Origin of the sequence: Intestinimonas massiliensis (ex Afouda et al. 2020), assembly GCF_001244995.1 — a bacterium.
GTDB classification, from domain to species: domain Bacteria; phylum Bacillota; class Clostridia; order Oscillospirales; family Oscillospiraceae; genus Intestinimonas; species Intestinimonas massiliensis.
In genome coordinates this window covers 2,075,353-2,100,458 of the sequence record NZ_LN869529.1, presented here as the reverse complement: position 1 = coordinate 2,100,458, position 25,106 = coordinate 2,075,353, and the positions used below count along the sequence as shown (strand labels likewise).

Sequence of the window (25,106 nt, the reverse complement as noted above, 5' to 3'; positions counted from 1 at the left end):
AACGATCACATGAACGCCATTTTCCGCCGCCGCAGCATCCGTAAATTCCTGGATACGCCTGTCCCCGCCGAGGACGTGAAGAAGATCCTCATGGCCGGCATGGCCGCCCCGTCCGCCAAGGACAACCGGGAGTGGGTCTTTATCCGTATGACGGACAAGGCCGCCATCGAGCAGTTTATCTCCGTCCACCCCAACGCCTTCGCCATGCGCACCGCCCCCCTGAACATCCTGGTGTGCGCCGACCTGCGCAAGTGCAAGATTCAGGGGGACTGGTGGATCATGGACGGCTCCGCCGCTTTGGAGAATATGCTCATCGAGGCCACCGAGCTGGGCTATGGCAGCCTGTGGGTGGGGGTCCACCCCGACCCGGTGCGCATCGACAAGATCACCGAGCTGTGCGCCCTGCCGGACTATATCCGGCCCGTGGGCATCCTGGCCGCCGGAAAGACCGAAAAGGTAAAAGAGCCCCACGACCGCTATCTGGAGGAGCGGGTCCATCAGGACTGCTACGCAGAGCGGGAGGAGGCATGACAGACCGGGAGCCTCTGGCGGTCAGCCTCTATTTCTGGCTCCAGGCTCTGGCGTCCGTAGCGGTGTCCCTGGTGCTGGTATTCCTGTTCCTGGGCCGCCTGACGCCGGTGGACGGGACCTCCATGGAGCCCACCCTCCGGGACTGGGACTGGATGGTGGTGCGGAGCATCGGCTACACGCCCCGGCAGGGAGACGTGGTGGTGCTCTCCAAGGAGTTCGATGACGTGGAGGGGCCCATTGTCAAGCGCATCGTCGCCGTGAGCGGCCAGAGGGTGGACATCGACTACGCCGCCGGTGCCGTGTCCGTGGACGGCCGGGCCCTGGAGGAGGACTATATCCTGGAGCCAATGACCCAGAGGCACTGGCAGACCGTCACCTCCCTCACCGTGCCGGAGGGCTGCATCTTTGTCCTGGGAGACAACCGAAACGTCTCCAACGACAGCCGGAACCCGGCGCTGGGGGCGGTGGACGCCCGGTATGTGCTGGGCCGGGCGGAGTGGGTGGTTTTCCCGCTCACCCGGCTGGGGGCGGTGCGGTAAACGCCGGTCCGCCGGAGCGGGGAATGGGAAGAACGAGCCCTGGAACGCTCCGCCGCTTTCGCGGCGGGGCGTTTTCTGTTTGCCCTTTGCACGAAAATGACATATAATAAAAACCCTGAGAACGGGGGGAGCGTATGAAGACCCATGTGTTCCGGCTGCGCCGGGGGAGTGATTTGCTGAAGGCCCTGCAGGAGTATGCCCGGACTCGCCGCATCGCCGCCGGGACGGTGGTCTCGGGGGTGGGCTGCGTCACCCGGGCCCGGGTGCGGGACGCCTCCGGCGTCACGGTGCGGGAGCTGAACGAGCCGCTGGAGATCGTCTCCCTCATGGGGACCCTCTCGGCGGCGCGGACCCATCTGCACATCTCCCTGGCCCGGGAGGACCTGACCGTCCTGGGCGGCCACCTGATGGAGGGCTGCATCGTCAACACCACCGCCGAGGTGGTGCTTCTGGAGCTGGACGGAGTCCGCTTCGGGGCGGAGTGGGACGGGGAGACCGGCTACGACGAGCTGGCGATTTTATCTTTGGAGGAACGAGCATGATCATGAACGTTTTGGCGGTGGGCGACGTGGTGGGCGAGCAGGGCCTGGCCTTTTTGGAGCAGCACCTGCGCTCCGTGCAGAAGCTCCACGGCGTCCACTTCACGGTGGTCAACGGGGAGAACGCCTCCGGCGTGGGGATCCTGCCCCGGCAGGCCAGGGCCATCTATGCGGCCGGGGCCGACGTGGTCACCCTGGGCAACCACACCTGGAACCGCATCCAGATCAAGGACCTGCTGGACGATGTGTCCTGGCTCCTGCGGCCTGCCAACTACACCAGCCGGGTCCCCGGCCGGGGACTGGGAATCTACGAAGGGCCGCGTGGCCTGCGCGTGGCTGTGATGAACCTCATCGGCCGGTGCGAGATGGACTCCAACTTCGACAACCCCTTCACCGTGGCGGACCGGCTTCTGCGCCACCTGGACGCCGACCTGTGCCTGGTGGACTTCCACGCAGAGGCCACCAGCGAAAAGGGGGCCATGGCCTACTATTTGGACGGCAGGGTGCAGGCCCTTTGGGGGACCCACACCCATGTGCCCACCGCCGACTGCCAGGTGTTGGACCGGGGACTGGGCTTCGTCACTGACCTGGGCATGACCGGCCCGGCCCGGTCGGTGCTGGGCATGAAGCACGAGCAGGCCGTCAACCGCTTCCTGGGGGGGCTGCCCATGCGCTTTGAGCCTGCCCCCGGCCCCTGCAAGCTGGAGGCCGTCCTCTTCTCCCTTGACACGGAGACGAAAAGGTGCGTGCATGTGGAGCGGGTGGACATCGCAGAATGACGCCTGGAAAGGAGCAAGTATGCCCATACAGATCTTACACGCGGCAGACTTCCATTTGGATGCGCCCTTCGCCTCGTTGAACGCCGAGCAGGCCGCCGAGCGCCGGGGGGAGCAGCGGGAGCTGCTCGCCCGCCTGGCCGAGCTGGCCCGGAGCCGCGGAGCCGACCTGGTGCTGCTCTCCGGCGACCTGTTCGACGGCGGCGAGCTCTATGCCGAGACCGGACAGGCCCTGGTCCGGACCCTGGGGCAGACCGGCTGCCCGGTGTTTATCGCCCCGGGCAACCATGACTTTTACAGCGCCCGGTCCCCTTACGCCCGGCTGGCCTGGCCGGACAACGTGCATCTCTTTCGCCGGGCCGGGCTGACGCCGGTGGAGCTGGAGGGAAAGGCCTGCACCGTCTGGGGGGCGGCCTTCACCGCCCCCGCCCGGGAGGATTCACCCCTGGCGGGCTTTGCCGCCCCGGCGGACGGACGGCTCCACCTGGGGGTCCTCCACGGGGACGTGGAGGGCCGGGGGCGCTACGGCCCCATCGGGCCGGAGGAGATCGCCGCTTCGGGCCTGACCTATCTGGCCCTCGGGCACATCCACGCCCGGTCGGGCCTCCGGCGGGCGGGAGAGACCTTCTGGGCCTACCCCGGCTGCCCCGAGGGGCGGGGCTTCGACGAGCTGGGGGACAAGGGCTGCTTGTGGATCACGGTCCGGGACGACGGCGGAGTGGAGGAGGAATTCGTGCCTCTGGCCCGCCGCCGCTACCGCGTCCTGGAGGCCGACGTGTCCGGCCCCGACCCCGCCTCCGCCCTGGCCGCCGCCCTGCCCGACGACGGGGCGGAGGACATCGTGCGCATCCGGCTCACCGGGGAGAGCGGAGTGGAGGGGCTGGACCTGGCGCCCTTGGAGGCGGTGGCCGCCGCCCGGTTCTACCGCGCCGAGCTCCGGGACGAGACGGCGGTCCCCCGGGACCTGTGGGATCGGGCCGGGGAGGACACCCTCACGGGGCTGTTCCTGCGTCGGATGCAGGAGCGCCTGGCTGCCGCGGCCGACGACGGGGCGCGCGCCGACCTGGAGCGGGCCGTCCGCTTTGGGCTGGCGGCGCTGGAGCATAGGGAGGAGCCCATGGCATGAGGATCAAAAAAATGACCGCCACCTTCGGCAAGCTGGACGGGGCCGTCCTGGAGCTGAGGGAGGGCCTGAACATTCTCACCGCCCCCAACGAGGCGGGCAAGTCCACCTGGTGCGCCTTCCTGCGGGCCATGCTCTACGGCATTCCCACCCGGGAGCGGGACACCAGGACCGCCCTGGCGGAGAAGAACCGCTACGCCCCCTGGTCCGGCGCCCCCATGGCCGGGGAGATCGAGCTGACCTGGAGGGGGCAGGACATCACCCTGCGCCGGTTTGCCAAGGGGGCCAGCCCCTTCGGCGGTTTCGAGGCGGTCTATACCGGCACGGGGGAGGCCGTATCCGGTCTGACGGCGGAAAACTGCGGGGAGGTCCTGCTGGGGGTGGGCCGGGAGACGTTCCAGCGCACCGCCTTCGTGGGTCAGTCCGGGGTGCCCATTGACGCCGACCCGGACCTGGAAAAGCGCATCGCCGCCCTGGTGTCCTCCGGGGAGGAGGACGTGTCCTACTCCCAGACGGAAAAGACCCTGCGGGGGTGGCTCAACCGCCGCAGGCACAACAAGACCGGGCTCATCCCCCGGCTGGAGGAGGAGCGAACCGGGATAGAGGGGGAGCTGGCCCAGATGCGGCAGCTCACCCGACAGGCCGGCGAGGCGGAGAGCCAGCGGGACGAGCTGACGGCACGAAAAGGGGCGCTGGAGGCGGAAGCCGCCGCCCAGAAGGCCCGGCAGGAATGGGCCCGGCGGGAGCAGTACAAGGCTGCCGTGGCCGAGCTGGAGGCCGCCCGAAAGGAGCTGGCGGACCTGGAGGCCGAGGCCGGGCCCCTGCCCGACAAAGAGAAGCTGCGGCAGGCCCAGGGGGAGCTGGCCTATCTCAAGACCCTGGAGGCCAGTCAAAAGGAGGCGCAGAACCAGCGGGAGCCCGCCCGGCGGGCGGTGGACCGTGCCGAGCAGGCGGCGGCGGACCCGGTATTTGACGGTATGGACCCGGACCAGGCGTGGAAGCGGGCCAATGAGGACGCCGCGCGGGTCCGGGCGCTGGAACAAAAGAAGGCGACGCCCCAAATTGTGGCAGGGGTGCTGCTTTTGCTGGCCGCCGCGGCCTTCGGGGGCGCCGGCGCGCTCTCCCAGGGGAATTACCTGTTTTTTGCGGCCGCCGGGCTGGAACTGGCGGCAGGCGTGGGATTCCTGCTGGCCGCCCGAAAGAGTCGGCGGGAGTGGGACCGGGAACGGAGGGCCATCCTCGCCCGCTCTGAGAGCCAATTCCCCGACGACATCCTTGCTCGGGCCAATGCCTACCGGGAAAGGTGGGTGGACGTGGAGGAGGCCCGCCGGCGTTCCGAGGCGGTGGAACAGTCCATCCGGGATCTGGACACCCAGAGGGAACGGTTGTGGCTGGGCCTGCTGGCTTTTGTCCACGGCTTTGCCCCCGCCGTGACCGACCCCTTCGGCGTTTCCGCCGCCCTGTCCCGTGCCCTGTCCCTGGACGAGCGCGTCGCCACCGCACGGGTGAAGGCGGAGGGGGCCCGGAAGCTGGTGGCCTCCATTCCCATGCCCGAGGGCCCTGCCCCGGCGGAGGGGACGCCTCCTCCTTTTATCAGCGATCCCCGCACCTCCATCTTCGACGCCAAGGCCGGCATCGCTTTGACCGACACCTTCGTGAAGGTTGTGTCTTGGCCTGTCTTTTAACCCCACCAAGTTGTGTAAAAGAGACAGCCCCACAGCCCCGCCGAAACCGCCGCCGCCCTGGCGGCGGTGAACGGAGAGCTCTCCCGCTTGGAGCGGGAGCTGGCCGCCCTCCAGGGCCGCCGGACCGCCCTGGGGGACCCGGACGCGCTGGAGGCCGGCCGGGACGCGCTGGAGCGGGAGCTGGAACGCCGTCAGGGGGAATACCGGGCCTTGAGCCTGGCCCTGGAGGTCCTGGACGAGGCCAACGCCCAGCTCCAGGCCCGGTTTTCCCCGGAGCTCAACCGCCGGGCGGGGGAGCTCTTCGCCGCCCTCACCGGGGGCCGCTATGCCTCCATCGCCCTCAACCGGGAGTTGGAGGCCAGCGTCCGCCCCGCCGGGGACGTGCTGCCCCGCCGGGCCCTCAGCCTGTCCCGGGGCACCGTGGACCAGCTCTACCTGGCGGTACGCCTGGCGGTGTGCGACCTGGCCCTGCCGGCCGCCGATCCGGCTCCTCTGGTGCTGGACGACGCCCTGGCCGACTTTGACGACGGCCGCATGGCCCTGGCCCTGGAGACCCTGGAGGAATACGCCCGGGGGCGGCAGGTGCTGCTGTTTACCTGCCACGGCCGGGAGGCGGCGTGGCGGGAGGGGCGGGGCTGAGGTGGAAATACCGCGGACCACGGGCGCCTTCCCTTGCATTCCGGCGCGGGATGCCGTATAATGTACTCCAATTATGAATGTGTTCCGCGGGGAGTTGATACCCATGTCTGAAGAACAAAAACGGCCGCCTGAGGGCCGGGAGGAGAACCTGAGCGGCGGCGACGCCTTCAAGGTGGACCTGTACTTCTGGCTCCAGGCCCTGGTCATGGCCCTGGTCAGCCTCATCCTCCTCTTTACCTTTGTGGGCCGGGTCATCGGGGTGCAGGGCTCCTCCATGGTGCCCACCCTCCACGACAAGGATATGCTGCTGCTCCAATCCATCGGCTACGAGCCCAAGCCGGGGGACATCGTGGTGCTGACCAAAGAATCCTTTATGGCCCAACCCATTGTCAAGCGGGTCATCGCCGTAGGGGGGCAGACCGTGGACATCGACTATGCCGCCGGCACCGTCGCCGTGGATGGGGTTGCGCTGGAGGAGGACTATATCAACGAGGCCATGTACGAGCTGCCCCCGGATTACGCCACCCATGTGGAGGTGCCGGAGGGGTCCATCTTTGTCATGGGCGACAACCGCAACAAGTCCTCCGACAGCCGGGACCCCCGCTTAGGTACGGTGGATGTGCGGTATGTGCTGGGCCGGGCGCGGTTCGTGCTGCTGCCCTTCCAGGATTTCGGCGTCATCGAATGAACGGCGCCCCGGACAGAAAGGAGACCTCCGCCATGCATGTCATCGCATTTAACGGAAGCCCCCACGAAAAGGGAAACACCTATGCCGCCCTGCGGGCCGTCACCGAGCAACTGGAAGCCGCCGGGATCACGGCTGAGATCGTTCAGGTGGGCCATCTGCCCATCCGCGGCTGCGCAGCCTGCAACCAGTGCGCCAGAAACAAGGATAGCCGGTGCGTGCTGCCGGAAGACGGCGTCAACACCGCCATTGAGAAGATCCGGGCGGCGGACGGAGTCCTGCTGGGGGCCCCCACCTACTACGGCGACGTGCCCGGCCCCATGAAGTCCTTTTTGGACCGGGTGTTCTTCGCTGGAGACTACAACTGCGGCGGCGCCTTCCGGTACAAGGTGGGCGCGGCGGTGGCCGTGGCCCGGCGGCCCGGCGGGCGCACCACGCTGGACTGCCTCCAGCGGTACCTCAACTGCGCCGAGATGTTTCTTCCCTCCACCACCAACTGGCCGCTGGTCTACGGCCTCAAGCCCGGCGATGTGGAGCGGGATACCGAGGGACAGGTTTACCTCCGGGCCCTGGGCAAGAACATGGCCTGGCTGCTCCAGGCGGTGGCTCTTGGCCGGGCACAGATCCCCGTGGAGCCCCGGGAGAAGCGGGGATATCTCAACCTGATTCGATGAAAAAGAGGCGGGCAGCATTTGCTGCCCGCCTCTTTGGCGGTTGTAGGGGGGCTACTCCACGTCCTCCGGACGGTAGAGCTCGGCGGGAAGCACATCCGAGAGCTCCAGCAACAGGGGTGAAAAGCCTCCAGAGGGGTCGTAAGAGGCCGCCGGCGCGCGAAGGAACATCCCGGCGGTGTCACGAATGGGCAGGGAGACCACGACCCGCAGGCCGTCGCCCTCCCGGCTCGCTACCATGACGCTGCCGCCGTGGAGCGCGGCGATACGCCGTACCGATTCCAGACCCGTGCCCAGCCCGGTCCCGGCCCGGCCGCCGTCGGGCTCCCCCCCGAACAGCAGGGACAGGTCTCCCTCGGCAAGGCCGTTTCCTCCGTCCCACACGGTGAGGACGGCCCGCTGACCGGACCTGGCCAGCCGGAGGCCCAGCTTCCCGCCGGGGCCCGCGGCCTTCATGGCGTTGGAGAGCAGGGCCAGCAGCATCCGGCGCAGCAGCGAGGGGTCCCCCAGCGTCAGCAGACTGGCCAGCTCGGATTCATACGCAAAGCCGTACCCGGCGGCCGCCGCCACGCCGGAGATCTCGCGCCCCAGTTCCCGGCACAGCCCGGCCAGGTCCATGGGGGCGGGGCGGTAAAGGGAGGCGTCGTCCCGCTCCAGAAAGTCCAGGTGGTCGGCCAGCCGCAGAAGGCGGTAGAGCCCCTGGTTGGCGATGGAGAGATAGCGGACCTGCCGGGCGGGGTCCAGCCCCTCCGGGTCGGCGCCCAGCCGCTGGAGGGCGGCGGCCAGGCCGGCGGTCTGCTGCCGCAGGTAGCGGGACAGCCGCTCGGACGAGGCGGCGGCCGCCGCCGGGGCGGAGCGCAGGATGACCAGTGCGCCCAGAGACGTGTTCTGGACACTCAGCCGGTAGTTGCCGCCGCCGATGCGGGCCGTCACCACAGCGGGAGCTTCACACTCGGGGAGGAGGGCGGAGAGGTCCTCCGGGAGCGTGGCGCGGTCCCGGAGAGCAGGAAACAGCCGCTCCGCCGCCGGGTTCCGGTAGCGGACCTCACGATCCCGAAGGATCAGCACCGGCTCGGGAAAGCCGTCAAACAACTGCGCCACTTCAAAGGCAACGGGCGACAAGACAAGACCTCCTTAAAGGGTCATGGAAGTAGCATGCGCAGGAAACGGAAAAACCAATTATCTTCAGTGTACCAAATCTTGGGGGGCGCTACAAGAGAAAAAGTCGAATTTGGTCGAAATATCTGCACCGGGCGCACCTTACAATCGAAAGTAAACTAAATTTCATTGAAAAACCCTCTTGGCAAAATCGAAAATATGATGTATAATGGCTCCTGTCAGAGATGAAACTATTTTTGACTTCGAAAAGGAGAGATTGCAGCTATGAGCATTAAAATCGGCATCAACGGCTTCGGCAGAATCGGTCGTCTGGTATTCCGCGCCGGCCTGGAGCGGCCCGACGTAGAATTTGTGGGCATCAACGACCCCGGCATGACCCCTGACTACATGGCCTATATGCTGCGGTATGATACCATCCACGGCAGATTCAACGGTGAGATCAGCTATGACGACAGCAGCATCACCGTCAACGGCCACAAGGTCATGGTCTACGCCAAGATGAGCCCCGCCGAGATTCCCTGGGGCGAGATCGGGGCCGAGTATGTGGTGGAGTCCACCGGCCTGTTCCTGACCAAGGAGAAGGCCCAGGGTCACCTGGATGCCGGCGCCAAAAAGGTCATCATGAGCGCCCCCTCCAAGGACGACACCCCCATGTTTGTCATGGGCGTCAACAATACAACCTATGATTCCAGCATGAACTTTGTGTCCAATGCCTCCTGCACCACCAACTGCCTGGCCCCCATCGCCAAGGTCCTGCACGACAAGTTCGGCATCACCGACGGCCTGATGACCACCGTCCACTCCGTCACCGCCACCCAGAAGACCGTGGACGGCCCCTCCAAGAAGGATTGGCGCGGCGGCCGCGCGGCCACCTACAACATCATCCCCTCCTCCACCGGCGCGGCCAAGGCCGTGGGCAAGGTCATCCCCTCCCTGAACGGGAAGCTGACCGGCATGTCTATGCGTGTGCCCACCCTGGATGTGTCCGTGGTGGACCTGACCGTCAACCTGGCCAAGCCCGCCAAGTACGACGAGATCTGCGCCGCCATGAAGGCCGCCTCCGAGGGCGAGCTGAAGGGCGTGCTGGGCTACACCGACGAGGATGTGGTGTCCTCCGACTTTATCAGCGATCCCCGCACCTCCATCTTCGACGCCAAGGCCGGCATCGCTTTGACCGACACCTTCGTGAAGGTTGTGTCTTGGTATGACAACGAGTGGGGTTACTCCAACAAGGTCGTGGACCTCATCCAGTATATGAGCTCCGTGGACCACAAGTAAAAAGTGATACAAAGACCGGGCCCCGCCATATCGGCGGGGGCCGGTTTCTTTATCCCCCGTTTGTGGGCACAGGGGATTTTTTGGGAAGGTCTCCCAATAAAAGAATAACAAAAATATGGAATAAAATTAAGCACTATTTTTATTAATGGAATAATTGATATAAATATTGGAATATTAAACATCTGGGCCATAAATTTTAGAATAATGGCGCTGGGTGATTGATATGGATAGCAATGTAAGGCTAAAGGCGCTGATCAGTGACAGCGATAAAAAGCAAAAGGCGATTGCCTCCGAAATTGGCATTTCTCCAAGTACATTAAGCAACTATGTAACAGGCGTAAGCAAGATTCCGGGTGATATTGCAGCAAAACTTGCCATCTATTTTAATGTGACGGCGGATTATCTGCTCGGGTTGAGTGATTATCCAGAGAAGCCAGTTATACTTTCGCAAACGGAGCAGGACCTCATCGCCAAGCTCCGGGTGCTGACCGGCGCGGACCGCCAGGTGGTGACCAAGCTGGTTGAGTTTTTGGAGGAACGGGAGACCAGGTGACCAAGATACCAGCCTCAAAAAATGCCGCCCCTATTGACAAGGGGCGGCATTGCGTTTATACTGTACATGCTGGATATATACAGTAACACATCTCGAGGTGGAACATGGACATCATTATCAGCAATTCCGGCGGCGTGCCCATTTACGAACAGATCACCCGGCAGATGAAGGGCCTCATTCTGCGGGGAGATCTGCGCGAGGGGGAGGCCCTTCCCTCGATGCGGCTGCTGGCCAAGGACCTGCGCATTTCCGTCATCACCACCAAGCGGGCCTACGAGGAGCTGGAGCGGGAGGGCTTTCTCACCACCGTTCCCGGCAAGGGCTGCTTTGTGGCCGCCCGGGACCTGGAGCTGGTCCGGGAGGAGACCCTGCGCAGGGTGGAGGAGCACCTGTCCCAGGCGGTGGATCTGGCCAAGGGCGGGGGCGTCACCCTGGAGGAGCTGGAACAGACATTGACGATTCTATATGGAGACGAGTGACCATGAACAATGCCATTGAAGTAAGGGGCCTGTGTAAGGACTACGGAGACTTTCGGCTGGATCATGTGGACCTGACGGTGCCGGGCGGCACCATCCTGGGCCTGATCGGCGAGAACGGCGCGGGCAAATCCACCGTTATCCGGTGCCTGCTGGGGCTGGTGCGGCCCGACGGCGGGGAGATCTCCCTGCTGGGCAGGGCTCCGGAGGAGGCCAAGGAGGACATCGGCGTGGTGCTGGATGAGAGCAGCTTTCACGAGGTGCTCCGGGCCCCGCAGGTGGGGAAGATCTTCGCCGGGCTCTACGCGGCCTGGGACCCGGCGCTGTACGAGCACTATCTGGCCAAATTCGGCCTGCCCAGGGACAAGAAGATCAAGGAATTCTCCCGGGGGATGAAAATGAAGCTGGGCATCGCCGTCGCCCTGAGCCACCGGCCCAAGCTGCTCCTGCTGGACGAGGCCACCGGAGGGCTGGACCCGGTGGTGCGCAACGAGATTCTGGACGAATTCCTGGATTTTATCCAGGAGGAGGACCACGCCGTTCTGATCTCCAGCCACATCACCAGCGACCTGGAGAAGGCGGCGGACTACATCACCTACCTCCACAAGGGGCGGGTGGCGGTCCAGGGGGCCAAGGACGAGCTGCTGGAGGCCTATGGGCGGCTGGTGTGCGGCCGCGGCGACCTGGAGCGGGTGGACCCGGCCTGCCTGGCCGGCGTCCGCCGGGGCCAGTTCGGCTGCGAGGCGCTGGTGAAGGACCGGAGGACCTTTGTCCGCCGGTATCCCGGCCTGACGGTGGACCCGGTGACATTGGAGGACATCATGCTGTTTACGGTAAGGGGGGATGAGGCATGAGCGGATTGGTCCGGAAGGATTTCTACGTTGTCAAGAGCATGGGGCGCAGCTACCTGTTCATGTTCGGCGTGTTTGCGTTCCTGTCCATGATGGGGGTATACGACGGGGTCTCCTTCCTATCGTTCCTGGCGGTGATGATGCTCATCCTGCTGCCCATCAACACCTTCGCCTACGACGAGCAGTCGGGGTGGGAAAAGCTGGCGGCCGCGACTCCCGCCGGACGGCGGGGCGTGGTGGGGGCCAAATACCTTTTCACTGTGCTGTTGCTGGCGGTCGGGCTGGCCCTGTGCGCGGGCATTCAGGCGAGTATGTACGCCTTTGGCATCCACGGCGACGGTACGCTGGGAGAGTGTCTGGAGGCGTCTATGATCACCGTCTGCGCGGGCGGTATCCTGAACGCCATCCTGCTGCCCCTCATCTTTCGGTTCGGGACGCAGAAGAGCCGCATCTTTTTCATGATCGCCATGGGGGTCGGCACGGCGGGTGTGGTGATCCTGATGGGGGTGATCTCCGCCACCGAGACCGGCATCGCGTGGCTGACCGGGGCGGCGGCGTTGCTGATGCCGGTTGCGGCGGCGGCCGCCCTGATGGTATCCTACGCTGTTTCCCTGCAGATTTACGGGAAAAAAGAGCTGTAAAAGATGAGGCGCGGACATTCGTCCGCGCCTCATCCTAGTCTTTGCTGCGGTTGTTCTGGGCCAGGGCCGCATACTCCGCGGCGGCGTGGAGCAGGTACGCCCGCTCCGCGTCCCGCAGAGGGCGGCGGACCTTGGCCGGGTTGCCCATGGCCACCATGCCGGCCGGAATCTCCATGCCCTCGGGCACCAGGGCCCCGGCGGCCACCAGAGCCCCTTTGCCCACCCGGGCCCCGTTGAGGACCACGGCCCCCATACCGATCATGGCGCCGTCCTCCACGGTGCAGCCGTGAACGATGGCCCCGTGGCCGATGCTCACGTCGTCCCCGATGGCCACGGTGCAGCCCGCCGAGCCGTGGATGACGCCGCAGTCCTGAAGGTTGCTGCGCGCCCCGATGGAGATGGGGCACTCATCCCCCCGGATAACCGCGTTGTACCACACGCCGCAGCCGGGGCCGATGGTCACATCGCCGGAGACGTGGGCGCCCGGGGCGATCCAGGCGGTCTCATGGATGGTCATGGAAGCGCCTCCTTTTTCCATCAGTGATTCAGAACGCGGACCCGCAGGATGCCGTCGATGGCCCGAAGCTCGTTGGCCACCGCGTCGCCCACCCGGGCGCTCACGTCCACGATGGTATAGGCGTATTCTCCACGGGATTTGTTGGTCATATTCTCCACGTTCACATGCTCCCGGGAGAGGACCGTGGTGACGGAGGCCAGCATGTTGGGCACGTTGCGGTGGATGATGCACAGCCGGGTCTCGCCGCTCCAGTCCTGGACCAGGCTGGGCAGGTTCACCGCGTTGCGGATGTTGCCGTTCTCCAGATAGTCCTTCAACTCCTGGGCCGCCATGACGGCGCAGTTCTCCTCGCTCTCGGGGGAGGAGGCGCCCAAGTGGGGAATGGCCACCACCCGCTTGCCCTGGACGATCTTGTTGTTGGGGAAGTCGGTGACGTAGGCCGCCACCCGGCCGGTCTCCAGAGCCGCCAGCATGTCGTCGTCGTTGACCAGACCGCCCCGGGCCAGGTTGAGGATGCGCACATGGCCCTTCATCATGTTGATGGCGTCGGTGTTGATCATGCCGCGGGTCTCGGGGGTCTGGGGCACGTGAAGGGTGATGTAGTCGCAGTTTTTGTAAATGGTCTCCAGGTCCATGGCCCGGTGGACGAACCGGGACAGGGACAGCGCCGCGTCCACCGACAGGAAGGGGTCGTAGCCGTACACGGTCATGCCAAGCTTGGTGGCGATGTTGGCCACCTGTACGCCGATGGCGCCCAGGCCGATGACGCCCAGGGTCTTCCCCATGAGCTCGGGGCCCACGAACTGGCTCTTGCCCTTCTCCACGGCGGCGGCCACGTCGGCCCCGGAGCCCGCCTGGAGCTTCACCCAGTCGGCGCCGCCCACCACGTCGCGGGAGGCCAGCAGCAGGGCACACACCGTCAGTTCCTTCACCGCGTTGGCGTTGGCGCCGGGGGTGTTGAACACCACGATGCCCGCCTCGGAGCAGCGGGCGATGGGGATGTTGTTGGTGCCGGCGCCCGCCCGGGCGATGGCGCGCAGATTCTCGGGAAAGGGGTAGTCCTGCATGTCCGCGGAGCGGACCAGAATGCCGTCCTCGTTTTCCGCGTCGTCGGAGACGGTGAAACGGCTTTTATCCAGCACGGACAGGCCGGCCGGGGAAATTTTATTGAGGGTTTTGATGCGAAACATCTCTCGTTACCTCCCATTTCATCGGAACGGGACCGCCTCCCGGCGGCCCGATTTAATTCGTTTTGTCAAAGTCCTGGATGAAGTCGCAGAGCTTCTCAATGCCCTCGGTGGGCATGGCGTTGTAGATGCTCGCGCGCATGCCGCCCACGTTGCGGTGGCCCTTCAGGTTGGTGAAGCCGGCGGCGGCGGCCTCCTGGACGAACTTGTCGTTGAGCTCCTCGCTCACCGAGCGGAAGGTCACGTTCATGTCGGAGCGGGAGCCGGCCTCGGCGGCGCAGGTGAAGAGCTTGGAGCGGTCCAGCACGTCGTAGAGCATCTGGGCCTTCTTGTGCTTAATGGCCTCCATGCCGGGCACGCCACCCTGGGCCTCCAGCCAGTCCAGCACCAGGCCCAGCATGTAGATGCACCAGCAGGGGGGCGTGTTATACATGGAGTCCTTGTCGATCATGGTCTTGTAGTTCATCATCAGGGGGGTGTAGGGCAGCTCGTGGCCGGCCAGATCCTCCCGAATGATGACCACCGTCAGGCCGGCGGGGGCCATGTTCTTCTGCGCGCCGGCGAAGATGACGCCGTATTTGCTCACATCCACCGGGCGGGAGAGAATGTCCGAGGACATGTCGCATACAATGGGGACGGACCCGGTGTCGGGGACGTACTGCCACTCGGTGCCGTAGATGGTGTTGTTGGCGCAGTAGTAGAAATAGGACGCCTCGGGGTCCAACTGGAGCTGGTCCTGGGTGGGGATATAGGTGTGGTTGCGGTCCTCGGAAGAGGCGGCCAGACGGATGGCGCCGTACTTTTTGGCCTCCTTATAGGCGATGTTGGAGAAGTTGCCGGTGACGGCGTAGTCGGCCTTTCCGGTCCGGCCGATCAGGTTCAGGGGAGCCGCGGAGAACTGGCTGGACGCGCCGCCCTGGAGGAAGAGGATCTTGTACCCCTCCGGCACGCAGAAGAGCTGGCGGAACTTGGCCTGGGTGTCGTCAAAGATCTTCTGAAACACCTTAGATCGGTGACTCATCTCCATGACTGACATGCCGGAACCCTGATAGTTGGTGATTTCGGCCCCCGCTCTTTCGAGCACTTCCAGGGGAAGCATGGACGGGCCTGCGGAGAAGTTGTACACTCGATCGTTTCCCATAGTTGGCTAGCCTCCTTGCAAATTCAGCAAAGCATCAAACGCTTTACTGTGTTAAATTTAATTATATAGAAGGAAGGGGGACCCGTCAATGAGAGGGTAAGACAAAAACGGCGGGCGGCCGAAGTCGTTCTTTGTGAAAGTTTGGCGGGTAGCACAAAAAAGACATTCCCATTTCTCTTAGGCTGTGCTAAAATATGTAGCGAAGTATCACTGGTATCATGCGGAGACCCGGCGAGACCGGACCGGTCCCGGCTCCGCCAAGGGGGAACATCTATGTATCTGAGGGAAATCAGAAGGATTTTGGATGCGAAAGTGCTCTGCGGCGAGGAGAATCTGGACTGGGAGGCCCATGCCGCCTGTGCCAGCGACTTTATGAGCGACGTGCTGGCCTATGTGAAGGATCAGGCCCTGCTGCTCACGGGCATGGTCAACCCCCAGGTGGTGCGCACCGCCGAGATGATGGATATGAAGTGCATTGTCTTTGTCCGGGGCAAGGTGCCTGACGAGACCATTTTGGAGATGGCGCGGGAGCGCGACATCGTGGTGATGACCTCGGAAAAGCCCATGTTTATCGCCTGCGGCCTGCTGTATACGACGGGCTTAGCGGGGGAGTAGGGACCATGGGAGAGATCAAACTGACGTATCAGGTGGACGGCGGAGACCTGATCCAGGCCGGAGAGGCCTCCAGCAAAATGAAGATGACGTTGAAAAAGCTGGGACTGCCGGCCGAGGCCATCCGACGGGCCTCCATCTGCATGTATGAGGGCGAGATCAACATGGTCATCCACGCCGACGGCGGCCGGGTGGAGGTGGACGTGGGGATGGACGCCATCACGCTGCGCCTCATCGACCACGGCCCCGGCATCCCCGACGTGAACCAGGCCATGGAGGAGGGCTTTACCACCGCGGGCGATGTGGCCCGGGATCTGGGCTTCGGGGCGGGCATGGGCCTGCCCAATATGAAGCGCTACTCCGACGAGATGCACATCGACACCACCGTCGGAGTGGGCACCACCGTGACCATGAAAATCAGGATCTGATCCGACGGACGCGGGCCGCTGTGCGCCGCGCCCATCCTGCTGAATCGAAAACCAATGGAGGTGTGCCGCCCTATGATGAAGCATTCCGTCATATTGGAGTACAAACGCTGCCGCGGATGCACCACCTGCATCAAAAACTGCCCCACAGAGGCCATCCGGGTCCGCAGCGGCAAGGCCAAGATCCTCAATGAACGCTGTATTGACTGCGGCAAGTGCATCCAGGTCTGCCCCCACAAGGCCATCCGCTCGGTCAGCGACAACCTGTCTGCGCTGGACCCGTTCCAGTACCGGGTGGCGCTGCCGGACCCCGCCCTCTATGGCCAGTTCCAGCACCTGGATGACATCGACATCGTGCTCAACGGCCTGCTGAAGATCGGCTTTCAGGCTGTGTATGAGACGGCCAAGGCGGCGGAGATCCTCTCCGACTACGCCCGGCAGCACATCAGCAGCGGGGAGAAGCGGGTCATGCCCCAGATCTCCTCCGCCTGTCCTACCATTCTGCGCCTCATCCGGATGCGCTTCCCCAAGCTCATCCCCAACGTCACCTCCACCATCACTCCCATGGAGCTGGCCGCCATTCTGGCCCGGAAGGAGGCTACGGCCCGGACCGGGCTGCCCCCGGAGCAGATCGGCGTGTTCGGTATCGTGCCCTGCTCCTCCCAGGTCACCGCCGCCCACCACCCCGAGACCCTGGCCAAGCCGGTGCTGGATGGGGCCTTCGCCATCCGGGACATCTACCTGCGGCTGCTGGGCCCCATGAAGGAGCTCCAGGAGCTGGAGAGCTTGTCCTCGGCGGGCATCATGGGCGTGGGCTGGGCCTACTGCGGCGGCGAGTCCGCCGCCCGGCTGGGGGAGAGCTACCTGGCCGTGGACGGCATCGGCAACTGCATCCGCATGCTGGAGGAGATCGAGGACGGCCGGCTTCCCGAGGCCGACTTCATCGAGCTGTCCGCCTGCGTCCAGGGCTGCGTGGGGGGCTGCCTGACGGTGGAGAATCCTTACGGCGCCCGGATGCGTATCAAAAATCTGATGAAGGGCCTGCCGGTCTCCCGCAACCGCTTCAATCTGAAGGGGGAGGATCGGGACCTGGTCTGCTTCGACAAGGAGCTTCAGTATGTCCCCGCCTTCCTGCTGGACGAGGACCGGAGCCTTGCCATGGAAAAGCTGATGAAGATCGACGAACTCTACCGGGCCTTGCCGGGCCTGGATTGCGGCTCCTGCGGGGCGCCCTCCTGCCACGCCCTGGCCGAGGATGTGGTCCTGGGCCGGGCCAGCGAGGAGGACTGCATCTTTAAGGTCCGGGAGCGGATGCAGTACATGGCGGGTACCGGAGACGCCGACGAATACCTGCCCGCGCCCTTCCGGAAACGGAAGCTGCCCCAGAGCATCCCACCTAAGAAACCGCATACGGAAGAAGGAGGAACCTTATCATGACGGTCAAGGAACTGTCTCATGTGCTGGCCCTGACGGAATTCACCCTGCCCCAGCCCGAGCGCGAGGTCACCGGCGGGTATGTGGGCGACCTGCTGAGCTGGGTCATGGGCCGCGCACAGGCGGGAAACGCCTGGATTACCATTATGTCCAATCAAAACGTGGCCGCCGTGGCGCTGATGGCCGAGGTGTCCTGCGTAATTCTCACCGAAGGGGTGGTTCCCGACGAGGCCCTGCGCCAGCGGGCCCAGCAGCAGGACATCAACCTGATGGGCACCGAGCTGTCCACCTATGATACCGCGGCCGCGCTGAAGCAACTGCTCTGACCGGCCAGCTCCCTCCGCCCAAAGCGGGAGAGAAAGGGGATACCGGCCATGAAAGCGGCCTTCGACCTGCATTTCCACTCCTGCCTGTCCCCCTGCGGGGACGGCGCCATGACCCCCGCCACCATCGCCGGTCTGTGCAAGCTGGCGGGGCTCGACGTGGCCGCCCTCACCGACCACAACACCTGCGGCAACTGCGCGGCCTTCTGTCAGGCGTGTCAGGCCTATGGCCTGCTGGGACTGCCCGGTATGGAGCTGTGTACTGCCGAGGAGGTCCACGTGGTCTGCCTCCTGCCAGACCTGGCGGCGGCGGACGCCTTCAGCCGGATGGTCTACGATCGGCTGCCCCCCCTGGAGAACGACCGGGATATCTTTGGCCCCCAGATCTATATGGACGCCGACGACAACGTGCTGGGGGAAGAGAGGCGGATGCTGGCCGGAGCCTCCTCCATCGGCGTCTACGAGGTCCGGGAGCTGGCGGCCCGCTTCGGCGGCGTGGCCTATCCGGCCCACATCGACCGCCCTTCGTTTGCTTTGCTTTCCAACCTGGGCTTTTGGGACCCCGCGCTGGGCTTCCCACTGGCCGAGCTGTCCCGTCATTGCCCGCCGGATTTTGCGGCGGGCCGGCCCGATCTGGCCGGGGTGCGGACCATCACCGGCTCCGACGCCCACTACCTGGATCAGATTGCAGATGCCAGCCAATACCTGTACCTGCCCGAATGGACTCCGCGGGCAGTCTTGGATTGGCTGCTTTATGGAGGTGAAAAATAGAACGCAATTCTATCTGCGGGAACTAATAAAGGGCATTATGCCGAAAAAAGTTAGACAAACTGTCGTCTGACTGCCTCGTATCTCCCAGGATAACGCGCTAAAATGTATCTCAGCGAGCTTTGAAATGCCATTCAGTAAGTAAGGAGGAACGCAAAATGCCAAATTGCAAAACGGTTGTTCCGTATGCTGGAACGAAGGAGCAGGAGGAACGGCTGCAGCAGGTGATTGCCGCGCACAGGGGACAGCCCGGCGCCACCATGCCGGTGCTCCAGGCCGCGCAGGAGATCTTCGGCTATTTGCCCGAGGAGGTTCAGATCATGGTGGCCGAGGGCCTGGATATCCCTCTGACCGAAGTCTATGGAGTGGCTTCGTTCTATGCACAATTCACGCTGAATCCCAAGGGGAAATACCAGATTTCCGTCTGCCTGGGCACCGCCTGCTATGTCAAGGGGGCTTCCGACGTGCTGACGGCTGTGGAGAAAAAGCTGGGCATCAAGCCTGGCGGCATCACTCCGGACGGGAAATTCTCTCTGGACGCCTGCCGCTGCGTGGGCGCCTGCGGATTGGCTCCCGTCATCATGATCAATAACGACGTGTATGGCCGGCTTACCCCCGATCAGGTGGGGGCGATCCTGGACAAATACGAGTGAGGAGCGCCGGTCCGTGAAGGAGCTGTCGCTACATATTCTGGACATTGCCCAGAATTCGATTTCCGCGGGGGCCCGCGCCCTAGACCTGACGCTGGCGGAGGAAAACGGCTGGCTGACCATCACCGTGGCCGACGACGGCCGGGGGATGTCGCCGGAGTTTTTGGCCACCGTCACCGACCCCTTCACCACCACCCGCACCACCCGCAAGGTGGGGCTGGGTCTGCCCCTGCTGCGGCTGGCGGCGGAGCAGACCGGCGGGCAGATGAAGGTGGACAGCCGGCTGGGGGAGGGCACCACCGTCACGGCGGCGTTCGACACTGCCAGCATCGACTGCCCCCCGCTGGGGGACATGCCGGGGACCGTCTCTCTGCTGGTCCAGGGTGCGCCGGAGGGCCTGGAGATCACCTATACCAGAAGCACGCCGAAGGGCGGCTTCCGGTTCGACACCCGGCAGGTGCGGGAGATCCTGGGGCCGGACGTGCCCCTGAGCTCCCCGGATGTGGCCATGTGGGTGCGGGACTTCGTGGCGGAAAACGAAGCGGAGATCACATAAGGAGAGAATCAAACCCGGGCGGCGGCGCCGTCCCGGTATGCTTAAAGGAGTGAATTTGATTTGAAGAGCCTGGAAGAACTGAAGGCCATCCGTGAGAAGATGCAAAAGCAGATGGACGTGCGGGAGAACAACGAGGACAACATCCGGGTGGTGGTGGGCATGGCCACCTGTGGGATCGCCGCGGGGGCCCGGCCGGTGCTGGCCGCCTTTTTGGAAGAGGTGGCCAAGCGGGAACTGAAGAACGTGACGGTGACCCAGACGGGGTGCATCGGCGTGTGCCGCCTGGAGCCCATCGCGGAGGTGTACGTGCCCGGGGAGGAGAAGGTGACCTACGTGAAGCTGAAGCCGGAGATGGTGCCCCGCATTGTCACCGAGCATCTGGTCAATCACAACGTCGTGACCGAGTACACCATTGGCGCGGCGGAATAAGGGGAGGTAGTGGACATGAACTTTGTACGTTCCCATATCCTGGTATGTACCGGCACAGGCTGTTCCTCCTCCAACAGTCCGGCCATCATCGAGGCCTTTGAGCAGGAGCTGAAGGCCCAGGGCATGGATCAGGAGGTGCGGGTGGTCAAGACCGGCTGCTTTGGCCTGTGCGCCATGGGGCCTGTGGTGCTGGTCTACCCCGAGGGGGCCTTTTACACCCACGTGACGGTGCCCGACGTGGCAGAGATCGTCAGCGAGCACATCGTCAAGGGCCGCATCGTGCAGCGGCTGCTGCACAAGGAGGGCGACGCCGCCGAGAAGGTGACCAGCCTCAGCGACACCCAGTTCTACAAAAAGCAGCTCCGCATCGCTCTGCGCAACTGCGGCGTCATCAACCCCGAGAACATTGACGAGTACATCGGCACTGGCGGCTACACCGCTCTGGGACGGGCCCTCACCGAGCAGACCCCCCAGCAGGTCATCGACCAGATCAAGCTGTCCGGCCTGCGGGGCCGCGGCGGCGCGGGCTTCCCCACCGGCATGAAGTGGCAGTTCACCCACGACGCCACCGCCCCCGACGGCGTGAAGTTCGTCTGCTGCAACGCCGACGAGGGCGACCCCGGTGCCTTCATGGACCGGTCCGTGCTGGAGGGCGACCCCCACAGCGTCATCGAGGCCATGACCATCGCCAGCTATGCCATCGGCGCCCATCAGGGCTACATCTACGTCCGGGCGGAGTACCCCATCGCGGTCAAACGGCTGGAGATCGCCATTGGGCAGGCCAAGGAGTACGGCCTTCTGGGCAAGAACATCTTTGAAACGGGCTTTGATTTCGACCTGGAGCTGCGCCTGGGCGCGGGCGCCTTCGTCTGCGGTGAGGAGACGGCCCTGATGACCTCCATCGAGGGCAAGCGCGGCGAGCCCCGGCCCCGGCCCCCCTTCCCGGCCAACAAGGGCCTGTTCCAGCGGCCCACTCTGCTCAACAACGTGGAGACCTACGCCAACATCACTTGGATTCTGAACGAGGGCGCCGACAAGTTCGCCGCCATCGGCACCAAGGGGAGCACGGGCACCAAGGTCTTCGCCCTGGGCGGTAAGATCACCAACACCGGCCTGGTGGAGATCCCCATGGGCACCCCCCTGCGCACCGTCATCGAGGAGATCGGCGGCGGCTGCCCCAACGGCAAGAAGTTCAAGGCCGCCCAGACCGGCGGCCCCTCCGGCGGCTGCATCCCCGCCAACCTCATCGACACCCCCATGGACTACGACTCCCTGGGCGCCATCGGCTCTATGATGGGCTCCGGCGGCCTCATCGTCATGGATGAGGACAACTGCATGGTGGACATCGCCAAGTTCTTCCTGGAATTCATCATTGACGAGTCCTGCGGCAAGTGCTCCCCCTGCCGGATCGGCACCAAGCGGCTGTACGACCTGCTGACCAAGATTACCGAGGGCAAGGGCACGCTGGAGGATCTGACCACCATCGAGGAGCTGTGCAACCACATCAAGGCCAGCGCCCTGTGCGGTCTGGGCCAGACGGCCCCCAACCCGGTGCTGTCCACCCTGCACCACTTCCGGGACGAGTATATTGCCCACGTGGTGGAGAAGCGCTGCCCCGCCGGGGTGTGCAAGAGCCTGGTCCACTACGTCATCGACCCGGTCAAGTGTAAGGGCTGCACCCTGTGCGCCAAGAACTGCCCCACCGACGCCATCTCGGGCGTGGTCCGGGCTCCCCATGTCATCGACCAGGAAAAGTGCATCAAGTGCGGCACCTGTATGGACAACTGCCGCTTCGACGCCATTTCCAAGCATTAAGGAGGGGAGAAGAACATGGACAAGAAAATGGTCAATCTGAAGATCAACGACATTTCGGTCACGGTGCCCGAGGGCACCAGCGTGCTGGAGGCGGCCCGGAACGCCGGTATCAAGATCCCCTCCCTCTGCTTCCTGAAGGACGTCAACGAGATCGGCGCCTGCCGCATCTGCGTGGTGGAGGTGAAGGGGGCCAAAAGCCTGGTGGCCTCCTGCGTGTACCCGGTCAGCGAGGGCATGGAGGTCTACACCAACACCGAGAAGGTGCGCCATTCCCGCCAGCTCACCCTGGAGCTGATTTTGTCCAACCACCGGATGGACTGCCTGACCTGCGCCCGGAACGCTCACTGCGAGCTGCGTGAGCTGGCCGCCGAGCTGGGCATCGATGCCGTGCGCTACGCCAACGACCAGCTCCCGCCTCAGATCGAGGACTCCGCTGCCCACCTGATCCGGGACAACTCCAAGTGCGTCCTGTGCCGCCGCTGCACCGCCGTGTGCCGGAAGTACCAGGAGGTGGGGGTCATCGGCCCCAACGACCGCGGCTTCGCCACCCACATCGGCTGCGCCTTCGACCGGGACCTGGCCGAGGTGGACTGCGTCTCCTGCGGCCAGTGCATCGTGGCCTGCCCCACGGGCGCCCTCCAGGAGAAGGACGACACCCCCAAGGTGTGGGAGGCCCTCAACGACCCCACCAAGCACGTGGTGGTGGGCCCCGCCCCCTCCGTCCGCGTCACGCTGGGCGAGTGCTTCGGCATGCCCATCGGCACCAACGTGGAGGGCAAGATGGTCACCGCCCTGCGCCGCCTGGGCTTCGACAAGGTCTTTGACGTGGACAACGCCGCCGACTTCACCATCATGGAGGAGGGCACCGAGTTCCTCCACCGCATCCAGGAGGGCGGCAAGCTGCCCCTCATCACCTCCTGCTCCCCCGGCTGGATTCGCTACTGTGAGCAGCACTACCCCGAGATGCTGGACAACGTGTCCTCCTGCAAGTCCCCTCAGCAGATGTTCGGCTCCCTGGTGAAGAGCTATTACGCCGAGAAGACCGGCATCGACCCCAAGGACATCTTTGTGGTGTCCATCATGCCCTGCACCGCCAAGAAGTACGAGGTCCAGCGGGAAGAGCAGCGCATGGCCAATGGCTGCATGCCGGTGGACGTGTCCCTGACCACCCGCGAGCTGGCCCGGATGATCCAGCGGGCGGGCATCCTCTTCGACCACCTGCCGGAGGGACAGTTTGACCAAATGCTGGGCGTGTCCACCGGCGCGGCGGTCATCTTCGGCGCCACCGGCGGCGTGATGGAAGCCGCCCTGCGCACCGTGGTGGAGATCGTCACCGGGGGCGAGATGAAGCCGCTGGAGTTCCACGAGGTCCGCGGCATGGCCGGCATCAAGGAGGCCATCTACGACCTGCCCGGCAAGACGGTAAAAGTGTGCGTGGCCTCCGGCCTGCACAACGCCAAGCAGGTGCTGGACGGCCTCAAGTCCGGCGAGCTGGACTACGATTTTGTGGAGTTCATGGCCTGCCCCGGCGGGTGCATCAACGGCGGCGGCCAGCCTCTCCAGCCCGCCGACGTGCGCTCCTTCACCGACATCAAGGGCCTGCGGGCCGCCGCCCTCTATCAGCAGGATGAGACCATGATCTTCCGCAAGAGCCATGAGAACCCCTTCGTCCAGACCATCTACAAGGACTACCTGGGCGAGCCCGGCTCCCACAAGGCCCACGAGCTCCTCCACTGCACCTACGTTCCACAGAAGCGCTACCGCGTCTAAAAATAGCGGCGTGCGGCGCGGCCGTTTGCGCGCCGCACGCTTTTTGAACAGAAAGAAGGCAGCATCGGATGAAAAAACAAATTCCACCGTTCCTGGCCGGCGTGCTGACCGCCTTGCTGGTCCTCTCCCTGGGGGCCTCGGCCCTGGCCGCGTCCGGCCGGCTCACCTTGGAGGTGGACCCGGTCCGCATCCAGGTGGACGGCCAGCTCTTCCAGCCCAAGGACGTCAACGGAAACGACGTGCCGGTCTTCTCCTACAACGGCACCACCTACGCGCCCCTGCGCGCCCTGGCCGAGGCCTACGGCCTCACCGTGGGCTACGACGCCGAAACCAACCTGGCCACGGTGACCACGGCACGCGGCCCCGCCGCCGACGCCATCCCCGCCGCCGACACGCCCCGGAAGAATACCGTGCAGGCCGCCACGGCGGCCGAGCTGGTCGCCGCCATCGCCCCGGACACCGAGATCATCCTGGCCCCCGGCGACTACGACCTGACGGAGCTGGCGGGCAAGACCGACAACCCGTATGTGGTCTGGTATGAGGAGTTCGACGGGCCGCAGCTCAACGTGGTGAACGTGTCCGGACTGACCATCCGCGGGCAGGACCGGGACCAGGTCGAGCTGCTGGCCACCCCACGCTATGCCGATGTCTTCCATTTCCAGGGCTGCAGCGACCTGGTGCTGGACGGGCTGACCATCGGCCACACGCCCACCGGCTCCTGCCTGGGGTCGGTGCTCAATTTCACCGACTGCGGCGGCGTCCGGGTCACCGGCTGCGGACTCTTCGGCTGCGGCACCTACGGCGTGGAGTCGGAGGGGGTCACCGGCCTGCTGGTGGAGAAGAGCGCCATCTACCACTGCTCCTACGGCGCGGCCACTATCCTGAACAGTCAGACGGTCACCTTCGACGGCTGCGAGGTCTACGACAACATGGCCTGGTCCCTCTTCGGCCTGACCAGCTCCAGCGGCGTCACCCTCTCCGACACCGTGGTCCGGAACAATGGCAGCAATGCGGACGGAGGCTCCTATCTGCTGTCCCTCTCGAACTGCGACGCCGTGGCCGTGCGCGGCTGCCGGTTCGAGGACAATGCGCTGGCGAACTTTTCGGACACCAGCGCCGGAAATCTGGCCCTGGCGGTGGAGAACTGCACCTTCGAGGGCAATTCCTTTGCCGCCCCGAACGGCTGAACGGTCGGGAAGAAACGGCCTGCGGGCGATGCGTCCGCGGGCCGTTTCTTTGCGCCGAAGGGGAGCGGGACGCGGCCGTCCCGGCCAAAATCCACGGCCTGGCGAGGAGAAAGGGCCGCTTTCCTTGCTTTTTGCCTTCCTGTGGTGTAAAATGCCTTTGATTGACCCAAAACAATAAAAGCCATA

The 25,106-nt window shown here is 64.7% G+C and carries 28 protein-coding genes and 1 pseudogene; 25 read left to right on the top strand and 4 right to left on the bottom strand.

Going from position 1 to position 25,106, the window contains the following annotated elements:
- Positions 1 to 9 precede the first annotated feature (9 nt).
- From BN2154_RS14115 to BN2154_RS14080, 9 genes and pseudogenes are all read left to right on the top strand, one after another.
- Positions 10 to 531, top strand: coding sequence for a nitroreductase family protein (locus BN2154_RS14115; protein WP_050619385.1), 522 nt, complete (start codon positions 10 to 12; stop codon positions 529 to 531).
- A complete protein-coding gene (lepB, locus tag BN2154_RS14110) occupies positions 528 to 1,070 on the top strand; it encodes a signal peptidase I (RefSeq protein ID WP_050619384.1) in 543 nt (180 codons plus the stop codon). Before BN2154_RS14115 ends, lepB (BN2154_RS14110) begins: the two co-directional genes overlap by 4 nt.
- 134 nt (positions 1,071 to 1,204) lie before the next feature.
- Positions 1,205 to 1,612, top strand: a complete 408-nt coding sequence (locus BN2154_RS14105; RefSeq protein WP_050619383.1) for a PPC domain-containing DNA-binding protein — start codon at positions 1,205 to 1,207, stop codon at positions 1,610 to 1,612.
- Positions 1,609 to 2,388, top strand: a complete 780-nt coding sequence (locus BN2154_RS14100; protein WP_050619382.1) for a TIGR00282 family metallophosphoesterase — start codon at positions 1,609 to 1,611, stop codon at positions 2,386 to 2,388. Before BN2154_RS14105 ends, BN2154_RS14100 begins: the two co-directional genes overlap by 4 nt.
- 19 nt (positions 2,389 to 2,407) lie before the next feature.
- Positions 2,408 to 3,511, top strand: coding sequence for a metallophosphoesterase family protein (locus tag BN2154_RS14095; protein WP_050619381.1), 1,104 nt, complete (start codon positions 2,408 to 2,410; stop codon positions 3,509 to 3,511).
- Positions 3,508 to 4,308, top strand: a pseudogene (locus tag BN2154_RS16635) (AAA family ATPase); the annotation flags it as partial. The gene BN2154_RS14095 and the pseudogene BN2154_RS16635, both read left to right, overlap by 4 nt.
- Positions 4,309 to 5,259: 951 nt before the next feature.
- Positions 5,260 to 5,832, top strand: coding sequence for an ATP-binding protein (locus BN2154_RS15530; protein ID WP_195892361.1), 573 nt, complete (start codon positions 5,260 to 5,262; stop codon positions 5,830 to 5,832).
- Between the two features lie 103 nt (positions 5,833 to 5,935).
- Positions 5,936 to 6,520, top strand: coding sequence for a signal peptidase I (gene lepB, locus BN2154_RS14085; protein WP_050619380.1), 585 nt, complete (start codon positions 5,936 to 5,938; stop codon positions 6,518 to 6,520).
- Positions 6,521 to 6,552: 32 nt separating this feature from the next.
- The gene (locus tag BN2154_RS14080) at positions 6,553 to 7,191 is read left to right on the top strand and encodes a flavodoxin family protein (protein ID WP_050619653.1); all 639 of its coding nucleotides are present in this window, start codon (positions 6,553 to 6,555) and stop codon (positions 7,189 to 7,191) included.
- A 51-nt stretch (positions 7,192 to 7,242) separates the two neighbouring features.
- Here BN2154_RS14080 and BN2154_RS14075 read toward each other — a convergent pair whose 3' ends face one another.
- Positions 7,243 to 8,310: a sensor histidine kinase gene (locus BN2154_RS14075; RefSeq protein ID WP_050619379.1), complete on the bottom strand. Its 1,068-nt coding sequence runs from the start codon at positions 8,308 to 8,310 to the stop codon at positions 7,243 to 7,245.
- A gap of 261 nt (positions 8,311 to 8,571) precedes the next feature.
- Between BN2154_RS14075 and gap the strand changes: the two genes are divergently transcribed.
- The 5 genes from gap to BN2154_RS14050 all read left to right on the top strand — a co-directional run bounded on the left by gap (position 8,572) and on the right by BN2154_RS14050 (position 12,106).
- Complete coding sequence (gene gap / locus BN2154_RS14070; protein WP_050619378.1) at positions 8,572 to 9,585, top strand: type I glyceraldehyde-3-phosphate dehydrogenase; 1,014 nt, start codon at positions 8,572 to 8,574, stop codon at positions 9,583 to 9,585.
- Positions 9,586 to 9,808: 223 nt separating this feature from the next.
- A complete protein-coding gene (locus BN2154_RS14065) occupies positions 9,809 to 10,138 on the top strand; it encodes a helix-turn-helix domain-containing protein (RefSeq protein WP_050619377.1) in 330 nt (109 codons plus the stop codon).
- A 104-nt stretch (positions 10,139 to 10,242) separates the two neighbouring features.
- The gene (locus BN2154_RS14060; protein WP_050619376.1) at positions 10,243 to 10,617 is read left to right on the top strand and encodes a GntR family transcriptional regulator; all 375 of its coding nucleotides are present in this window, start codon (positions 10,243 to 10,245) and stop codon (positions 10,615 to 10,617) included.
- Positions 10,618 to 10,619: 2 nt separating this feature from the next.
- Entirely contained in the window at positions 10,620 to 11,468 is an 849-nt protein-coding gene (locus tag BN2154_RS14055; protein WP_050619375.1) for an ABC transporter ATP-binding protein, read from the top strand.
- The gene (locus BN2154_RS14050) at positions 11,465 to 12,106 is read left to right on the top strand and encodes an ABC-2 transporter permease (RefSeq protein WP_050619374.1); all 642 of its coding nucleotides are present in this window, start codon (positions 11,465 to 11,467) and stop codon (positions 12,104 to 12,106) included. Before BN2154_RS14055 ends, BN2154_RS14050 begins: the two co-directional genes overlap by 4 nt.
- Positions 12,107 to 12,140: 34 nt before the next feature.
- Here the strand turns inward: BN2154_RS14050 and BN2154_RS14045 are convergent, their stop codons facing one another.
- The 3 genes from BN2154_RS14045 to serC are packed head-to-tail and all read right to left on the bottom strand — an operon-like array spanning position 12,141 to position 14,951.
- Positions 12,141 to 12,623 (bottom strand): gamma carbonic anhydrase family protein, encoded by a 483-nt coding sequence (locus BN2154_RS14045; protein ID WP_094762525.1) that lies wholly within the window; start codon positions 12,621 to 12,623, stop codon positions 12,141 to 12,143.
- A 20-nt stretch (positions 12,624 to 12,643) separates the two neighbouring features.
- Positions 12,644 to 13,813, bottom strand: a complete 1,170-nt coding sequence (locus BN2154_RS14040) for a phosphoglycerate dehydrogenase (protein ID WP_050619372.1) — start codon at positions 13,811 to 13,813, stop codon at positions 12,644 to 12,646.
- Positions 13,814 to 13,865: 52 nt separating this feature from the next.
- A complete protein-coding gene (gene serC, locus BN2154_RS14035; RefSeq protein WP_050619371.1) occupies positions 13,866 to 14,951 on the bottom strand; it encodes a 3-phosphoserine/phosphohydroxythreonine transaminase in 1,086 nt (361 codons plus the stop codon).
- A 273-nt stretch (positions 14,952 to 15,224) separates the two neighbouring features.
- On the opposite strand from serC, the gene BN2154_RS14030 reads away from it, so the two are divergent.
- The 11 genes from BN2154_RS14030 (at position 15,225) to BN2154_RS13980 (ending at position 24,920) form a co-directional block, all read left to right on the top strand.
- Positions 15,225 to 15,566, top strand: a complete 342-nt coding sequence (locus tag BN2154_RS14030; RefSeq protein WP_050619370.1) for a DRTGG domain-containing protein — start codon at positions 15,225 to 15,227, stop codon at positions 15,564 to 15,566.
- A gap of 5 nt (positions 15,567 to 15,571) precedes the next feature.
- Positions 15,572 to 15,991 (top strand): ATP-binding protein, encoded by a 420-nt coding sequence (locus BN2154_RS14025; RefSeq protein ID WP_050619369.1) that lies wholly within the window; start codon positions 15,572 to 15,574, stop codon positions 15,989 to 15,991.
- A gap of 72 nt (positions 15,992 to 16,063) precedes the next feature.
- Complete coding sequence (locus BN2154_RS14020) at positions 16,064 to 17,425, top strand: [Fe-Fe] hydrogenase large subunit C-terminal domain-containing protein (RefSeq protein WP_050619368.1); 1,362 nt, start codon at positions 16,064 to 16,066, stop codon at positions 17,423 to 17,425.
- Positions 17,422 to 17,748: a DRTGG domain-containing protein gene (locus tag BN2154_RS14015; protein WP_050619367.1), complete on the top strand. Its 327-nt coding sequence runs from the start codon at positions 17,422 to 17,424 to the stop codon at positions 17,746 to 17,748. The genes BN2154_RS14020 and BN2154_RS14015 overlap by 4 nt, the downstream gene beginning before the upstream one ends.
- A 48-nt stretch (positions 17,749 to 17,796) precedes the next feature.
- Entirely contained in the window at positions 17,797 to 18,516 is a 720-nt protein-coding gene (locus BN2154_RS14010) for a PHP domain-containing protein (protein WP_154666711.1), read from the top strand.
- A 155-nt stretch (positions 18,517 to 18,671) separates the two neighbouring features.
- Positions 18,672 to 19,166 (top strand): NADH-quinone oxidoreductase subunit NuoE, encoded by a 495-nt coding sequence (gene nuoE / locus BN2154_RS14005; protein WP_050619366.1) that lies wholly within the window; start codon positions 18,672 to 18,674, stop codon positions 19,164 to 19,166.
- A 13-nt stretch (positions 19,167 to 19,179) separates the two neighbouring features.
- A complete protein-coding gene (locus BN2154_RS14000; protein ID WP_050619365.1) occupies positions 19,180 to 19,719 on the top strand; it encodes an ATP-binding protein in 540 nt (179 codons plus the stop codon).
- 60 nt (positions 19,720 to 19,779) lie between these two features.
- Positions 19,780 to 20,148 carry a (2Fe-2S) ferredoxin domain-containing protein gene (locus BN2154_RS13995; RefSeq protein ID WP_094762524.1) on the top strand — a complete coding sequence of 123 codons (369 nt, stop codon included), beginning with the start codon at positions 19,780 to 19,782 and terminating at the stop codon, positions 20,146 to 20,148.
- Between the two features lie 15 nt (positions 20,149 to 20,163).
- On the top strand, positions 20,164 to 21,963 hold the full coding sequence (locus BN2154_RS13990) for an NADH-quinone oxidoreductase subunit NuoF (protein WP_050619364.1): 1,800 nt from the start codon (positions 20,164 to 20,166) through the stop codon (positions 21,961 to 21,963).
- Between the two features lie 15 nt (positions 21,964 to 21,978).
- Positions 21,979 to 23,733: an NADH-dependent [FeFe] hydrogenase, group A6 gene (locus BN2154_RS13985; RefSeq protein ID WP_050619363.1), complete on the top strand. Its 1,755-nt coding sequence runs from the start codon at positions 21,979 to 21,981 to the stop codon at positions 23,731 to 23,733.
- A 68-nt stretch (positions 23,734 to 23,801) separates the two neighbouring features.
- Positions 23,802 to 24,920, top strand: coding sequence for a right-handed parallel beta-helix repeat-containing protein (locus tag BN2154_RS13980; protein ID WP_050619362.1), 1,119 nt, complete (start codon positions 23,802 to 23,804; stop codon positions 24,918 to 24,920).
- Positions 24,921 to 25,106 lie beyond the last annotated feature (186 nt).

Excerpts from the sequence above, each read along its gene's own strand:
- BN2154_RS14115 (WP_050619385.1), top strand. The coding sequence starts at position 10 with ATGAACGCCATTTTCCGCCGCCGCAGCATCCGTAAATTCCTGGATACG.
- lepB (WP_050619384.1), top strand. The coding sequence starts at position 528 with ATGACAGACCGGGAGCCTCTGGCGGTCAGCCTCTATTTCTGGCTCCAG.
- BN2154_RS14105 (WP_050619383.1), top strand. The coding sequence starts at position 1,205 with ATGAAGACCCATGTGTTCCGGCTGCGCCGGGGGAGTGATTTGCTGAAG.
- BN2154_RS14100 (WP_050619382.1), top strand. The coding sequence starts at position 1,609 with ATGATCATGAACGTTTTGGCGGTGGGCGACGTGGTGGGCGAGCAGGGC.
- BN2154_RS14095 (WP_050619381.1), top strand. The coding sequence starts at position 2,408 with ATGCCCATACAGATCTTACACGCGGCAGACTTCCATTTGGATGCGCCC.
- lepB (WP_050619380.1), top strand. The coding sequence starts at position 5,936 with ATGTCTGAAGAACAAAAACGGCCGCCTGAGGGCCGGGAGGAGAACCTG.
- BN2154_RS14080 (WP_050619653.1), top strand. The coding sequence starts at position 6,553 with ATGCATGTCATCGCATTTAACGGAAGCCCCCACGAAAAGGGAAACACC.
- gap (WP_050619378.1), top strand. The coding sequence starts at position 8,572 with ATGAGCATTAAAATCGGCATCAACGGCTTCGGCAGAATCGGTCGTCTG.
- BN2154_RS14065 (WP_050619377.1), top strand. The coding sequence starts at position 9,809 with ATGGATAGCAATGTAAGGCTAAAGGCGCTGATCAGTGACAGCGATAAA.
- BN2154_RS14060 (WP_050619376.1), top strand. The coding sequence starts at position 10,243 with ATGGACATCATTATCAGCAATTCCGGCGGCGTGCCCATTTACGAACAG.
- BN2154_RS14055 (WP_050619375.1), top strand. The coding sequence starts at position 10,620 with ATGAACAATGCCATTGAAGTAAGGGGCCTGTGTAAGGACTACGGAGAC.
- BN2154_RS14050 (WP_050619374.1), top strand. The coding sequence starts at position 11,465 with ATGAGCGGATTGGTCCGGAAGGATTTCTACGTTGTCAAGAGCATGGGG.
- BN2154_RS14045 (WP_094762525.1), bottom strand. The coding sequence starts at position 12,623 with ATGACCATCCATGAGACCGCCTGGATCGCCCCGGGCGCCCACGTCTCC.
- BN2154_RS14040 (WP_050619372.1), bottom strand. The coding sequence starts at position 13,813 with ATGTTTCGCATCAAAACCCTCAATAAAATTTCCCCGGCCGGCCTGTCC.
- serC (WP_050619371.1), bottom strand. The coding sequence starts at position 14,951 with ATGGGAAACGATCGAGTGTACAACTTCTCCGCAGGCCCGTCCATGCTT.
- BN2154_RS14030 (WP_050619370.1), top strand. The coding sequence starts at position 15,225 with ATGTATCTGAGGGAAATCAGAAGGATTTTGGATGCGAAAGTGCTCTGC.
- BN2154_RS14025 (WP_050619369.1), top strand. The coding sequence starts at position 15,572 with ATGGGAGAGATCAAACTGACGTATCAGGTGGACGGCGGAGACCTGATC.
- BN2154_RS14020 (WP_050619368.1), top strand. The coding sequence starts at position 16,064 with ATGATGAAGCATTCCGTCATATTGGAGTACAAACGCTGCCGCGGATGC.
- BN2154_RS14015 (WP_050619367.1), top strand. The coding sequence starts at position 17,422 with ATGACGGTCAAGGAACTGTCTCATGTGCTGGCCCTGACGGAATTCACC.
- BN2154_RS14010 (WP_154666711.1), top strand. The coding sequence starts at position 17,797 with ATGAAAGCGGCCTTCGACCTGCATTTCCACTCCTGCCTGTCCCCCTGC.
- nuoE (WP_050619366.1), top strand. The coding sequence starts at position 18,672 with ATGCCAAATTGCAAAACGGTTGTTCCGTATGCTGGAACGAAGGAGCAG.
- BN2154_RS13990 (WP_050619364.1), top strand. The coding sequence starts at position 20,164 with ATGAACTTTGTACGTTCCCATATCCTGGTATGTACCGGCACAGGCTGT.
- BN2154_RS13985 (WP_050619363.1), top strand. The coding sequence starts at position 21,979 with ATGGACAAGAAAATGGTCAATCTGAAGATCAACGACATTTCGGTCACG.
- BN2154_RS13980 (WP_050619362.1), top strand. The coding sequence starts at position 23,802 with ATGAAAAAACAAATTCCACCGTTCCTGGCCGGCGTGCTGACCGCCTTG.